Below are 14,101 nucleotides of genomic sequence, written 5' to 3'. Positions count from 1 at the left end.
GCGGTGCGCGGAGAGTACAAGGTCCCCGGTGGCAAGCTCGTGGCGGTCGACGTCGAGGTGGAGGCGGGGCGGCTCGTCCACGTCTCCGTGAGCGGTGACTTCTTCCTCGAACCCGACGAGGCGCTCGAGGACATCGACGGGGCGTTGACCGGGATGCCGGAGAGCGCGACGGTCGCCCAGCTCGCGAACGCGGTCCAGGGCGCCCTCGGCGACGACGTGTCGATGGTCGGCTTCTCGCCCGACGCGGTCGCCGTCGCGGTCCGGCGCGCGCTGGGCCACGCGACGGGGTGGGGCGACCACGAGTTCGAGGTGATCCACGAGGGCCCCGAGTCGCCCGCGATGCACCTCGCGCTGGACCAGGTGCTGGTCGAGGAGCTCGCCGCCGGCCGCCGAGGTCCCACGCTGCGGATCTGGGAGTGGGCGTCGCCCGCGGTGATCATCGGCTCGTTCCAGTCGCTGCGCAACGAGGTCGACGCGGAGGGCGCCGAGCGGCACGGGGTGACGGTCGTGCGCCGCATCTCGGGCGGTGGCGCGATGTTCGTCGAGCCGGGCAACACGATCACGTACTCGCTGTACGTCCCGGGCTCGCTCGTCGAGGGGCTCAGCTTCGAGCGCTCCTACGCGTTCCTCGACGACTGGGTGCTCGGCGCCCTGGCGGACGTCGGTGTCGAGGCGACGTACAAGCCGCTCAACGACATCGCGTCGCCCGCCGGGAAGATCGCCGGGGCCGCGCAGAAGCGGCTGCGCGGGGGAGCCGTGCTGCACCACGTGACCATGGCCTACGACATCGACGCGGACAAGATGACCGAGGTCCTGCGGATCGGGCGCGAGAAGCTCTCGGACAAGGGCACGACGAGCGCGAACAAGCGCGTCGACCCGGTGCGTTCGCAGACCGGCATGGCCCGTGCGGACGTGATCGACGCGTTCGTCGCGCACTTCCGGGCGCGCTACCGCACCGTCGACGGAGCGGTCACCCCGTTCGAGCGGGAGCGGGCGGAGGACCTCGCGCGCACGAAGTTCTCCACGCCCGGGTGGACCGCCCGCGTGCCCTGACCGCACGCCGCGGCGCGCTCCTCGCCGGGTCGGCAGGCGCCGGTGCTGGTCCTACGTCGACCCGGGGGCGAGGTCCAGCACGACCTTGATGTCGCCTGGCCGGGACACGAGGGCGTCGTGCGCGTCGTCGAGGTGGACGTGCCGCGTCACGAGACCGGCGAGCCACTCGGGGTCGGCAGCGGCGAGCACGCGCGCGGCGCCCGTGTAGTGGTCGACGTTCGCGTTGACCGACCCGACGACCACGTCGTTCTCGAGCACGATGTCGCGGTTGAGAGCACCCGTGTCGACCCGCAGACGGCGTCCCGCCCCCGAGACGCCCGTGAGGCACGTGATGCCGTAGTGCGAGGTCCGTGACATCGCGTCGAGGACGACGTCGCGCGAGCCGGTCGCCTCGACGATGATCTCCGGGTCGAGATCGACCATCACGTCCTTCGCCGGCCCGGAGTGGTAGGTCGCACCCAGGCGCCTCACGAGGTCGGGCTTGGGCCCGTCCTCGACACGGTCGAGGACGTGCACGTCGAGGCCCCGCTGCACGCCGACGAGGGCCGCGAGCAGCCCGATCGGTCCTGCGCCCGTCACCAGCACGCGCTCCGGGTCGAACCACGACCGGGCACCGACGGCGAAGATCTGCTCCCACGCCTTGACGACGACGCTCGTGGGCTCCATGAGGACGCCGAGCCGCCCGACGCCGTCCGGCACGTGCACGGCGTAGTCGGCCTCGACCGTCCACAGCTCGCTCGCGTACCCGTGGCGGCCGGCGATGCCGCGTTCGGTGTACAGGCCGTTGCGGCACATGTCGAAGTGTCCGCGCGCGCACGCGCCGCACGGCACGGGGTCGGGCCGCCGGACGACGCCCACCACGAGGTCGCCCGTCGCGAAGTCGCTGCCGTCCGGCGCGGAGCGCACCCGTCCGAGGGACTCGTGACCCAGGATCAGCCGCTCGTCGCCGTCCGGTGCGCTGCCGTGCTCACCTGCGGCGATCTCGCGGTCCGTGCCGCAGATCCCGACGGCGAGCCCTTCGACCAGCAGGTCGCCGGGGCCGGGCTCCGGATCGGGCACGTCGCGGACGTCCAGGGGGCGGGCGTCACCGGGCACCAGGGTGAGTGCTCTCATCGTCGGTCCTCCTCGTCGAGCCTCGGGTCGCCGCCGGCCGGGTCGCGCAGCGCGTCTCCGTCCTCACGCGTCGTCGTCCCGCCGGTGCCCGGCGGGCTCGAGGACTGCAGCGTGAGGGCGGAGTTGACGAGCCCCACGTGACTGAACGCCTGCGGGACGTTGCCGAGCTGGCGGCCGGTGCGGTGGTCGTACTCCTCGGCGAGCAGGCCGAGGTCGTTGCGCAGGGACAGCAGACGCTCGAACAGGCGCGTCGCCTCGTCCCGACGCCCGACGCCCGCGAGGGCCTCGACGAGCCAGAACGTGCAGATCAGGAAGGCACCCTCGTCGCCGGGCAAGCCGTCGACCCGGCCGTCGGCGTCCGTCCGGTAGCGCAGGAGCAGCCCGTCCACGCTGAGCTCGCGCTGCACGGTGTCCACCGTCCCCACGACGCGCGGGTCGTCCCAGGGCAGGAACCCGACGCGGGGGATGAGCAGCAGAGCGGCGTCCACGCCGCGCGACCCGTAGAACTGGGTGAACGTGCCCCGCCGCGCGTCGAAGCCGTGGGTGAGCACGTCGTCCCGGATCGTCTCGCGCAGGGCACGCCAGCGGTCCAGCGGTCCGTCCAGCCCGCAGTCGGTCACGGCGCGCACCGCACGGTCGACACCTGCCCACGCCAGGACGCGCGAGTGCACGAACGCGCGCGGTTCCCCGCGGATCTCCCACAGCCCGTTGTCGGGCTCGGACCAGTGACCCTCGAGGTAGTCGAGCAGGTTCTTCTGGAGCTGCCAGCCGTCGTCGGTCGCGGCGATGCCCGCGGTCCGCCCGAGGTGCAGCGAGTCGAGCACCTCGCCCCACACGTCGAGCTGGTGCTGGTCGTGGGCGCCGTTGCCGATCCGCACGGGTGCGGAACCCTCGTATCCCGGCAACCAGTCGAGGGTCTGCTCGGGGAGGCGACGCCACCCGTCGATCGAGTACATGATCTGCAGGTCGGCCGGGTCGCCCGCGACCGCGCGGATCAGCCACTCGCGCCACTCGCGCGCCTCGCGCAGGTACCCGGTCGCGACCATGGCCTGGAGGGTGAAGGTCGCGTCGCGCAGCCACGTGTACCGGTAGTCCCAGTTGCGAGGACCGCCGATCTGCTCCGGGAGCGACGTGGTCGCAGCGGCCACGAGGCCGCCCGTGGGCTGGTAGGTGAGCCCTTTCAAGGTCACGAGCGAGCGGGTGACCGCGTCCTGCCACGGGCCGCTGTAGGTCGAGCGTGCGCTCCAGCCCCTCCAGAAGTCGACCGTCCGGTCCAGCGACGGTGCGGCGTCCCCGGGTACCGGTGGGTGCACGTGGGACCGGTGGTACTGGAGCACGAAAGGGACCGGGGCCCCGGGGACGGCGTCGAAGCGTGCTCGGATCGAGCCGTCCTCGTGCGTCGTGGGGACCGGCGTGTACAGCGTCACCGCGTCGGGTCCCGCCACCGCGGTGACCTTCGGGCCGGTGGAGACGGCCGGGACGATCGCCCCGTAGTCGAACCGGACCCGCAGGTCCATCTCGACGGGGACCCGCCCGCCGCGCGCCTCGACGATCCGGACGAGGTCGGGTGCGCGGTCGCGCGGGGGCATGAGGTCGGTGATCGTGAGGTCGCCCTCGGGGGTCGACCAGGTCGACTCGAGGACGAGGGTGTCGCCGACGTAGCGCCGTGACGTGCAGGGTCCGCCCGCCGCCGGCGCAAGCCTCCACCGTCCGTGCTCGGGACCTCCGAGCAGGGCGGCGAAGCACGCGGGGGAGTCGAAGCGGGGCAGGCAGAGCCAGTCGACGGAACCGTCCCGCCCGACGAGTGCCGCAGTCTCCAGGTCGCCGATCATGCCGTAGTCCTCGATGCGTCCTGCCATGCGCGCGGTCCTCCACGACCTCGGGGGTGCTCGACGCCCCGAGTATGTCGCCCGCCACCGGGGGCCGCACCTCGTGACCGGTCAGGGGGCAGGGCGCGAGCCCAGGACCGCTGTTCCCACCCGGACGATCGTCGCACCCTCGGCGACGGCGAGCTCGAGATCACCGCTCATGCCCATCGACAGCTCCCGGGCGTCCCGGGTCCGTGGGTCCCCGGCGCGCACGACGACGTCCCGCACCTCGCGCAGGCGCGCGAACCCGGCACGGACCTCGTCGTCGTCGCGCGAGCGCGCCCCGATCGTCATGAACCCGGTGAGCCTCACCCCCGGCAGGGCGGCGACCTCGCGCGCGAGGCCGGGCGCGTCGTCGGGCTCGACGCCGGACTTGGACGCCTCACCGGAGACGTTGACCTGCACCATCACGTCGATCGTGAGCGTGTCGCGCACGCAGCGCGAGGAGAGCGCCTCGGCGATCGCGAGGGAGTCGACGCTCTGGACGGCGGACGCCGTCGCGAGGACCTGGTTGACCTTGTTGCGCTGCAGGTTCCCGATCATGTGCACCGCGACGTCCCCCGCGGCGACGAGGTCCGCGATCGCGGGCGCCTTCGCGACGAGCTCCTGCACGCGGTTCTCCCCGACGAGCTCGACGCCGGCCGCGACGACGGCGCGGACGGCCTCGGGCGGCTGCGTCTTGGTCGCGACCAGCAGGCGCACGTCAGACGGGTCGCGCCCGGCGCCGCGCGCGGCACCGTCGATCCGTGCCCGGACCGCCCGGACGTTCTCGGTGACGAGCGTGAGGAGGTCCGGGGAGGAGCTGGGCATGCCGGCCAGTCTAGGTCGCGCGCCCGTGCCCGTCCGGGGGCGGGTCAGGGAGTTCCCGGATCCCGCACGGGGCCGGTTCGGGGGATCATGGTGGGGTGAAGACCCTGCTCAACATCGTCTGGCTCGTGCTCGCCGGCTTCTGGCTCGCGCTCGGGTACGTCGCGGCGGGAATCATCTGCTGCATCCTCATCGTGACCATCCCCTTCGGCATCGCCTCGTTCCGGATCGCCGGGTACGCGCTGTGGCCGTTCGGGCGCATGGTCGTGGACAAGCCGACGTCCGGCGCATGGTCCACGATCGGCAACGTCATCTGGGTGGTCGTGGCCGGGATCTGGCTCGCGATCGGGCACGTGCTCACCTCGATCCCGTTGTTCGTCTCGATCATCGGCATCCCGCTGGGCATCGCGAACCTCAAGATGATCCCGATCTCGCTCCTGCCGCTCGGCAAGGACATCGTCCCCACCGCCGCCCCGTACACGGCGTACCCGCCGAGGTAGCACCCCGGTCAGCCCGTGCCGGGCGGTGGAGGTCGCCGGAGCCCTACCTCGCGATCGGGGCCGGGCTCGCCGCCGTCAGACGGAGCAGGTCCGCCGGAGACAGGCAGACGTCGAGGCCCCGCCGCCCGCCCGAGACGTACACGACCGCGAACGTCAGCGCGCTCTCGTCGAGCACGGTGCGGTGGGCGTGCCGCTGCCCGAGCGGGGAGATGCCGCCGACGACGTAGCCCGTCGCGCGCTCGGCCGCCGCCGGCTCGGCCATGGTCGCCCGTTTGCCGCCGACTGCCCGCGCGAGCGCCTTGAGGTCGAGCTGACGGTCGACGGGCACGATCCCGACGACGAGGTCGTCCCCGTCGACGACCGCCAGCAGCGTCTTGAGCACCTGCTCCGGCGCCGCACCGATCGCTGCCGCGGCCTCCAGGCCGTAGCTCAGGTCGCTCGACGGGTCGTGCTCGTACGGGTGCAGGGTGTGGGCGACGCGCTCGCGCTCGAGCAGGGCGACGGCGGGCGTGCCGGCGTGGGCACCGGTTCTGCCGGACGACCGCGACTTCTTGGCCACTCTCCGATTCTGCCCCAGACCGGGTGCGGTCCGTCGCGGGCTCGAGCGATCAGCGGTCGCCCGTCGCTCGTGCGAGGAAAACAGGAGGCGTGCCGAGGGCGAGATGGTGTCTGATCGAGCCATGGCCATCGTGCTGGAGACCCCAGGAGTCGACGGACTGACCGACGTGGTGGGCGCGCTGCGGACGTGGCAGGACGACGACGCGCCGCTCCAGCTCCACCCGGGAGACCTCGGGTGGTTCTGGCGGTTCGGAGCCGAGGCGACTGCCGCTGCGGTCCGGACGTGGCGCCGTGGCGGGCAGCTCCTCGCCGTCGGGCTCCTCGACGGTCCGGGGCTGCTTCGCCTGGCGATCTCGCCGGACGGGCGGCAGGACGAGGAGCTCGCGCGACGGCTCGCCGACGACGCCGCTCGTCCCGAGCGCGGCGTGCTGGCCGACGGGGAGGCCTGCGTCGAAGCACCCGTCGGCGCACTGGTCGACGACCGGTTGGGCGAGGTCGGCTGGGCCTCGGGTGAGCCGTGGACGTTGCTGCGCCGCGACCTGGAGGGGCCGGTGCAGGACCCGGGGATCCAGGTCGACACGGTCACGGCCGAGCAGGCGCCCGAGTGGGCTCGCGTGCTCCGGGGCTCGTTCGACGGGTCGACGTCCACGGTCGACCGGTGGAGCACGATGGCGGCCGGGCCGGCCTTCGCCGATGCCCGGTGCCTGCTCGCGCACGACCGCGACGGCGACGCGGTGGCCGTGGTGGCGGTCTGGGCGGCAGGTCCGGGGCGACCCGGACTGGTCGAACCCCTGGGCGTGCACCGGGACTTCCGCGGTCGCGGCCACGGCAGGGCCGTCACGCTCGCCGCGGCGGGGGCGCTGCGGCAGATGGGCTCGTCGAGCGTGATCGTCGCCACGCCGAGCGACAACCTCGGCGCAGTCGCCACCTACGAGTCCGCCGGCTTCCGGCGACTTCCCGAGAGGCGGGACCGCTGCAGGCCCGGTGCGGCGGACGAGGGTGGGTCTTGACGTGGAGAGTGCCGCGTCCCCTAGCCTGTCCGACGTGACGCAGGGGGACCCCGCGGCAGACTCGCTGCCGCGGCGCGACGGAAGCGCGCGAGGCCGCACGTGCTGCCCGCGCCGGCGACCGGCAACCGGTACCACCTCGTCCTGTCGACCCACCCCGGACGAAGGAGCGGACCCATGGACGAGCCCACGACCCGCAAGGAGCGCTACGAGCACGGGCGGGCGGTGTTCGACGCGGTGGACGGTGCGGCGGGTGCCGCCCACGTCGACGCGATCGTGGACGTCTCCCCGGAGCTGGCGCACCAGATCTCCGCGTGGGCGTACGGCGAGATCTACGCGCGTCCCGGCCTGGTGGCCCGGGACCGGCAGCTCGTCACGCTCGGCATGCTGACCGCGCTCGGGGGCTGCGAACCGCAGCTCGAGATCCACGTCAACGCCGCGCTCGACGCCGGGCTCACACCGACCGAGGTCGTCGAGGCGCTCCTGCAGTCCGCCGTCTACTGCGGGTTCCCCCGCGCGCTCAATGCGACGCTCGTCGCCAAGAAGGTCCTGGCGGAGCGGGGACTGCTGGCCGTCGGGTGACCGGCCGCCGGGCGGTCGGCGCGTGCCACGGCGATCCGTGGCCTACAGCGGGCCGACGGCCAGCACGGTGATCACCGGCGCGCCGGCCTCGTCGCTCGCTCGCAGGTCGATCGTCGTCGTGAGGGCCCAGTCGTGGTCGCCCGCCGGGTCGTCGAGCACCTGGCGGACCAGCCACGTCCCCGGGGGCACGACGCCGCCGGGGACGTGGGCGGTCGTCGGACCCTCGTGCCCGGCCGGCAGCTCGGCACCCGGCTCGGTGACCTGGAACAGTCCCGTCGCCCGTGCGGAGGGGCCGATGCCGATCGCGTCGTCACCCTGCGTCTCGAAGAGCGGGTCGAGGGCGTCGCCCCACGCGTCGGCGTCCCAGCCGCCTCCCAGCGCCGCGAGCCCGTGGTAGTCCTCGCGTGCCGCGAGCTCGACCCGGCGGAACATCGCGTTGCGCACGAGCCGCCGGAACGCGCGCGGGTTGCCGGTGACCGGTCGTGCGGGAGCGTCCTCGCCCGTCCCTGCCAGGGGACCGTCCCCGGACTGGGTGCTGCCCGTGCCGGACACGTCGTCGTCCACCGGGCGGGACATCCGCTCCCACTCGTCGAGCAGTGACGAGTCGGTGCCGCGGACGAGCTCGCCAAGCCACTCGACGATCTCGTGCACGTCCTCGGTGCGGTGCTCGTCGGGCACGACCTGCCGCAGCGCGCGGTACGCGTCGGCGAGGTACCGCAGGACGACGCCCTCGGTCCGCTCCAGCCCGTACACCGAGACGAACTCCGCGAACGTCATCGCGCGCTCCACCATGTCCCGCACCACGGACTTCGGCGAGAGCTCGGCGTCGGCGACCCACGGGTTGGACTGCTTGTACGTGGCGAACGCCGGCGTGAGGAGGTCCTCGAGCGGCTTGGGCCAGGTGATCTCCTCGAGCAGCGCCATCCGCTCCTCGTACTCGTACCCCTCGGCCTTCATGGCCGCGACGGCCGTGCCCTTCGCGGTGTTCTGCTGCGCGTAGAGCACCTGACGCGGGTCGTCCAGCGTCGCCTCGATGACGGAGACGACGTCGAGGGCGTGGCCCGGTCCCTCGACGTCGAGCAGGTCGAGGGCGGCGAGCGCGAAGGGGGACAGCGGCTGGTTGAGCGCGAACTCGCGCGGCACGTCGACGGTCAGACGCACGCTCGGGCGGTACCCCGCCGGCGTGGACGGGTCGGGGACGCGCACGCGCTCGACGATCCCCGCGACGCGCAGGGAACGGTAGATGCGGAACGTCTGGCGCACGTGCTCGCGGCGCTGGGACTCGGTGTCGTGGTTGGCGAGCAGGAGGTGGCGCATCGCGGTGACGGGGTCGCGCTGGCCGGCGTCGGGGTCGGTGGAGTGACCGTGCCCGTGGCGCTCCGACCGGGCGAGGACGTTGAGCACCATCGCGTGGGTCACGCGGAAGTGGCTCGACAGCGGTTCCGGATCGGCGTCGCGCAGGCGCTCGAACGTCGCGTCGGTCCAGTTCACGGACCCCTGCGGGGCCTTCTTGCGCACGATCTTCTTGAGCTTCTTCGGGTCGTCGCCCGCCTTGGCGAGCATCTTGCGGTTCTCGACGACGTGCTCGGGCGCCATGACGAGCACCTCGCCGAGCGTGTCGTACCCCGCGCGCCCTGCGCGCCCGGCGATCTGGTGGAACTCGCGTGCCGTGAGGTGGCGCATGCGCTCGCCGTCGAACTTGACGAGCGACGTGAGCAGGACCGTGCGGATCGGCACGTTGATCCCCACACCGAGCGTGTCCGTCCCGCACACGACCTTGAGCAGACCGCGCTGCGTGAGGCGTTCGACGAGGCGCCGGTACTTGGGGAGCATGCCTGCGTGGTGCACCCCGACGCCGGCCCGCAGGAACTTGCTGAGCGTCTTGCCGAAGCCGGTGCCGAACCGGAAGTCGCCGAGCTCGGTGGCGATGGCGTCCTTCTCGGCGCGCGAGGAGAGCTTCGTCGACAGGAGCGACTGGGCGCGCTCGACCGCGTCCTTCTGCGTGAAGTGCACGACGTACACGGGAGCGCGGTACGTCGTGACGAGCTCTTCGATGACCTCGGTCAGGGGCTCGACGACGTACGAGAAGTGGAGCGGGACGGGACGCTCGGCCGTGCTGACCTCGGCTACCGCTCGTCCGGTGCGCTCGGTGAGCTCGTCGACGAACCGCGTCGTGTCACCGAGCGTCGCGGACATCAGCAGGAACTGGGTGTCCGTGAGCTCGAGGAGCGGGACCTGCCAGGCCCAGCCGCGCTGGGGGTCCGCGTAGAAGTGGAACTCGTCCATGACGACCTGGGAGATCGCGTCGTCCGCGGACCCGCTGGCTCGGTCGCCGCGGCGCAGGGCGAGGTTCGCGAGGATCTCGGCGGTGCAGCAGATGATCGGTGCGTCGGCGTTGACGGCGGAGTCGCCGGTCATCATGCCGACGTTCGTCGACCCGAACGCTGCGACGAGCGCGAAGAACTTCTCGCTCACGAGGGCCTTGAGCGGCGCGGTGTAGAACGTGCGCCCGCCCCGACCTGAGCGGTGTGCGGCCAGGGCCGCGAACTGCGCACCCATGGCGACGAGCGACTTGCCCGACCCCGTGGGCGTGGCCAGGATGACGTGCGAGCCGGTGACCAGCTCGATGAGCGCCTCGCTCTGGTGGGGGTAGAGCTCGAGGCCCTGCTCGCCCACCCAGGTGGTGAACCCCTCGTACAGCGCGTCCGGGTCGGGCGTCCTGCCCGTGGGCGCGGGGACGTGGGCGAGGAGCGAGGCGGTCCGGCCGGTCGTCGTGGTCACGCCCCGAGTGTCTCAGGTCCGAACTGCCTCGGTTCGATCAGATTCCACCCACGACCGGCTTGATAGCGCTGTCAACCTGTGTCAGGGTAAGCGGTGTCGGCACAGCCGCCGGCAGCTGGACGATTCCCACGAGGTCGTGGAGCACGAAGGAGTGACCTGCATGCGGGTACAGAGCGTCGTACGGACGTCGACGGGTCGAGCGCCGATCGGTCGAGCACAGCCACCCGGCGGAGGGGCGAGAGACTCCCGACGAGCGGTCGGGGCGGCTGTCGCCGCCCTCACGGTCGTCGGGCTGGTCGTCCCCGGTCTGACCACCTCGGCGTCGGCGGCCCCTGCCGACCCGGCAGCGACGGAGTCCGACGCCGCCGCTGCGGCCGTCGAGGACCCGCTGGTCGACTACGTGAACCCGTTCATCGGGACGAAGGACGACGGGAACACGTACCCGGGCGCGGCCGTGCCGTTCGGGATGGTCCAGCTCTCGCCCGACAACGGGCACAACGTCGGCTACGACTACGACCGCACGGCAATCCGCGGCTTCTCGCTCGTCCACCTGTCCGGCGTCGGTTGCGGCCTCGGGGGCCCGCTGCCCGTCCTGCCCACGACCGGTGACATCACGTCGACCGACTACGCGCAGTACGCGCTCGGCTTCTCGCACGACGACGAGGACGCCTCGCCCGGCTACTACCGTGTCGGGCTCGAGGGCGCCGAAGGCACCATCGACGCGGAGCTCACCGCGACCGAGCACACCGGTGTCCAGCGCTACACGTTCCCCGCGACCGAGCAGGCGAACGTGCTGCTCAACGCGGGACAGGCGCTCAACCGGGTCACCGGCTCGACCGTCCACGTCGTCGACGACCACACGGTCGAGACCGAGATCACCGTGCGCGGGTTCTGCCAGGACACCGAGCCGCAGACCATCTGGACCCGCACGACGTTCGACCGCCCCTTCACGGCCCACGGCACGTGGGACGGCGACACCGTCACGGCGGGGGCGGACGAGTCGATCGGCGGCGAGGGCCGTCGCGGTGCATACGTCACGTTCGACACCACCGGCGGCGACCTCGACGTCGAGGCCGTCACCGCCATGAGCTACGTCGGTCCCGACGGCGCCGCGGCGAACCTGGCCGCAGAGACGGGCACGTTCGACGACCTGCACGACGCCGCGCGCGCCGCCTGGGAGGAGCGCCTCGGTCTGGTCAAGGTGGCGCAGGGGGACGAGACCGACCTGCGGACGTTCTACTCGTCGCTGTACCGCAGCTTCCTCGCGCCGAACGTCGGGTCCGACGTCGACGGCCGCTACCGCGGCTGGGACCAGGAGGTCCACTCCGCGGGCGTGGCGGGCGAGCCCTCCGTGTACTACCAGAACTACTCGCTGTGGGACACGTACCGCACGCAGCAGCAGCTGCTCTACCTGCTGGCTCCGAAGGAGTCGGCGGACATGGCGCTCTCGCTCGTGCGTCAGGGCGAGCAGAACGGCTGGCTCCCGCGCTGGGGCTACGGGACCGTCGAGACCAACATCATGACCGGTGACCCGGGCACGGTGTTCCTCGTCAGCGCGTGGAAGCAGGGCCTGCTCGCGGGCCACGAGGAGGAGGCGTATGCCGTCCTGACGCAGAACGCCGACGGTGTCCCGCCGGCCGACTCGCCGGACAATGGGCGCGCGGGGAACGTCGAGTACCTGCGCGACGGGTTCGTCCCGCACGAGCCGTCGCGCCACGGCGACCCGGGTGACTACGACCTGCAGCACGGCGGCTCCGCCACCATGGAGTACGCCCTCTCCGACGCGATGCTGTCGACCATGGCCGACGGCCTCGGACACGACGACGACGCCGCCCGCTACGCCGCGCGCGGCCAGAGCTTCCGCAACGTGTTCGACCCGCGCACCGGCAACTTCCGGGCCCGCAACGCGGACGGGTTCTTCGTGGGCGACCCCGACCCCGCGCAGTCCGACGGGTTCCACGAGGGCACGGCCGTGCAGTACCAGTGGCTGGCCCCGCAGGACTTCCCCGGGCTGTTCGACCTCATGGGTGGCACGGACGCGGCGACCGACCGGCTCGACGACTTCTTCGCGTACGACCAGCTCGTCAAGGACCCGGCGCGCGTCGCGCGCGACGTCTGGGTCAACGGCACGTACGACTACTACGGCTGGAAGACCTACAACCCGAACAACGAGCCCAACCTGACCGCGCCGTACACGTACCTGTGGACGGGCCAGCCGTGGAAGACCACGGACGTGGTCCGCGCGGCGTCGACGCTCTTCACCGACGGCCCGGACGGCGTCACGGGCAACGACGACCTCGGCACGATGTCGGCGTGGAACGTGCTCTCCTCGATCGGCGTCTACCCGATCGTCCCGGGCACCGACATGTGGGGCCTGACGACGCCGGCGTTCGACGACGTGACCGTCACGCTCGACCCGGAGGTCTTCGGCAAGGACGCGCTCCACCTGACGGCCGACGGCGTGTCGGACGACGCGCACTACACGCAGTCCGTCTCCCTCGACGGCGACGACCTCGACCGCGCATGGGTCACCGGTGACGAGCTCACGTCGGCCGGCACGCTCGACGTGAGCGTCGGTTCCGAGCCGTCCGCCTGGGCGACGGACGCGGCGGCCTCGCCGGGCGCCGTCGTGCCGGCCGACGGGACGGTCGAGCGGCTGTTCGTCGGCGCCTCGCCGCGCCAGCCGGTCCTCGCACCCGGCGGCTCGACCGAGATGTCCGTCCAGGTCGTCGCCCAGGGCGAGGGCACCAAGGAGGGCACGCTCGAGGTGTCGTCCGACGACGCTGTCCAGGCCACGACGGACCTCGCGGACTGGTCCGCGGAGTCCGACGGGCTCCCGGCCACGGTCGAGGGCACGATCACGCTCACGGCTCCCGCGGACGCGGAGCCCGGACTGCACACGGTCCGGCTCGTCGTGAGCGACGACGCCGGGATCGAGACCACCCGTGAGGTGAAGGTCGTGGTCTCGGGCGAGTCGTGGATCGCGGACACGTTCGACAACGTCGGCATCGGCGACGAGGGCAAGGGCAACGCGGACCTCGACGGCCTCGGCTACTACCTGCTGCGCGGCGCCCTTGCCGACGCGGGTGCCGTGCAGGGCCTGGAGCTCAGCGTGCCCGGGACGGACCTGACCTACACCCTCGGCGCTCCCGCCGCGGGCGAGCCGGACAACACCCTGGCGGACGGCCAGGTCCTGAAGGTCCCCGAGGAGCTGCGTTCCGCGCGGACGATCTCGGTGGTCGGGACCGCCACGAACGGCACGCACGGCGGTGACCTGGTGCTCGGCTACGCCGACGGCACCACCTCCACGGCAAGCGCGCGGCTCAGTGACTGGTGCACCGGGAACCCGGAGAAGGACAACATCCTCGTCGCCAAGGCCGGGGCGCGCGGTGACGGCACGGGCACCCAGAACATCGGGTGCGGGCTCTACGCGACGTCGCCGATCGCGCTGCCCGAGGGCAAGGTGCTCACGTCGATCACGCTGCCCGAGGACAAGCAGCTGCACGTGTTCGCGATCGCGACCGACGCGACGGGCGCCGAGCCCGCCCCGCAGGTCGAGGTCACCGCGCAGGCGCGCTGCCTGGCGGGCAAGGCGTTCGTGGCCGTGCGGGCGACGAACACCGGCGAGGAGACCGCGGCGATCGAGCTCGCGACCGCCTACGGCGCGAAGTCGTTCGCCCAGGTGGAGCCGGGCAAGAACGCCTACCAGTCGTTCGCCGTGCGAGCCGCGGACGTCGAGGCCGGCGAGGTCACCGTCACGGTGACGACCGAGGGCGGCGAGCCGCAGCAGGTCACGACCGCCTACGACGCCGCGTCCTGCTCGTGACGGACG

General features: G+C 72.5%; 9 protein-coding genes and 1 pseudogene. 5 read left to right on the top strand and 5 right to left on the bottom strand.

The window, feature by feature from the left end:
- The first annotated feature begins 3 nt into the window (after window positions 1–3).
- On the top strand, window positions 4–1,053 hold the full coding sequence (locus IF651_RS15385) for a lipoate-protein ligase LplAB (protein ID WP_191830013.1): 1,050 nt from the start codon (window positions 4–6) through the stop codon (window positions 1,051–1,053).
- 51 nt (window positions 1,054–1,104) lie between these two features.
- Here IF651_RS15385 and IF651_RS15380 read toward each other — a convergent pair whose 3' ends face one another.
- The 3 genes and pseudogenes from IF651_RS15380 to IF651_RS15370 form a co-directional block, all read right to left on the bottom strand.
- Window positions 1,105–2,166 (bottom strand): glucose 1-dehydrogenase, encoded by a 1,062-nt coding sequence (locus IF651_RS15380; protein ID WP_191830012.1) that lies wholly within the window; start codon window positions 2,164–2,166, stop codon window positions 1,105–1,107.
- Window positions 2,163–4,034 (bottom strand): annotated as a pseudogene (locus IF651_RS15375) (glycoside hydrolase family 15 protein); the annotation flags it as partial. The pseudogene IF651_RS15375 and the gene IF651_RS15380, both read right to left, overlap by 4 nt.
- A gap of 72 nt (window positions 4,035–4,106) precedes the next feature.
- The gene (locus tag IF651_RS15370) at window positions 4,107–4,844 is read right to left on the bottom strand and encodes a YggS family pyridoxal phosphate-dependent enzyme (protein WP_191830010.1); all 738 of its coding nucleotides are present in this window, start codon (window positions 4,842–4,844) and stop codon (window positions 4,107–4,109) included.
- Between the two features lie 95 nt (window positions 4,845–4,939).
- Between IF651_RS15370 and IF651_RS15365 the strand changes: the two genes are divergently transcribed.
- Window positions 4,940–5,341 (top strand): YccF domain-containing protein, encoded by a 402-nt coding sequence (locus IF651_RS15365; RefSeq protein WP_191830009.1) that lies wholly within the window; start codon window positions 4,940–4,942, stop codon window positions 5,339–5,341.
- 43 nt (window positions 5,342–5,384) lie between these two features.
- On the opposite strand, the gene ybaK is transcribed toward IF651_RS15365, so the two are convergent.
- Window positions 5,385–5,900: a Cys-tRNA(Pro) deacylase gene (gene ybaK, locus IF651_RS15360; RefSeq protein WP_338403999.1), complete on the bottom strand. Its 516-nt coding sequence runs from the start codon at window positions 5,898–5,900 to the stop codon at window positions 5,385–5,387.
- 121 nt (window positions 5,901–6,021) lie between these two features.
- Between ybaK and IF651_RS15355 the strand changes: the two genes are divergently transcribed.
- Window positions 6,022–6,909 carry a GNAT family N-acetyltransferase gene (locus IF651_RS15355; RefSeq protein WP_191830007.1) on the top strand — a complete coding sequence of 296 codons (888 nt, stop codon included), beginning with the start codon at window positions 6,022–6,024 and terminating at the stop codon, window positions 6,907–6,909.
- A 174-nt stretch (window positions 6,910–7,083) separates the two neighbouring features.
- The gene (locus IF651_RS15350; RefSeq protein ID WP_191830006.1) at window positions 7,084–7,488 is read left to right on the top strand and encodes a carboxymuconolactone decarboxylase family protein; all 405 of its coding nucleotides are present in this window, start codon (window positions 7,084–7,086) and stop codon (window positions 7,486–7,488) included.
- A 42-nt stretch (window positions 7,489–7,530) separates the two neighbouring features.
- Here the strand turns inward: IF651_RS15350 and IF651_RS15345 are convergent, their stop codons facing one another.
- Window positions 7,531–10,269: a DUF3516 domain-containing protein gene (locus tag IF651_RS15345; RefSeq protein ID WP_191830005.1), complete on the bottom strand. Its 2,739-nt coding sequence runs from the start codon at window positions 10,267–10,269 to the stop codon at window positions 7,531–7,533.
- Window positions 10,270–10,429: 160 nt separating this feature from the next.
- On the opposite strand from IF651_RS15345, the gene IF651_RS15340 reads away from it, so the two are divergent.
- A complete protein-coding gene (locus IF651_RS15340) occupies window positions 10,430–14,095 on the top strand; it encodes a GH92 family glycosyl hydrolase (protein ID WP_206715361.1) in 3,666 nt (1,221 codons plus the stop codon).
- Window positions 14,096–14,101 lie beyond the last annotated feature (6 nt).

Source organism: Cellulosimicrobium arenosum (assembly GCF_014837295.1).
Classification (GTDB): domain Bacteria; phylum Actinomycetota; class Actinomycetes; order Actinomycetales; family Cellulomonadaceae; genus Cellulosimicrobium; species Cellulosimicrobium arenosum.
The sequence above is the reverse complement of the archived record's forward strand: the minus strand, read 5'-3'. Positions and strand labels throughout refer to the sequence as shown.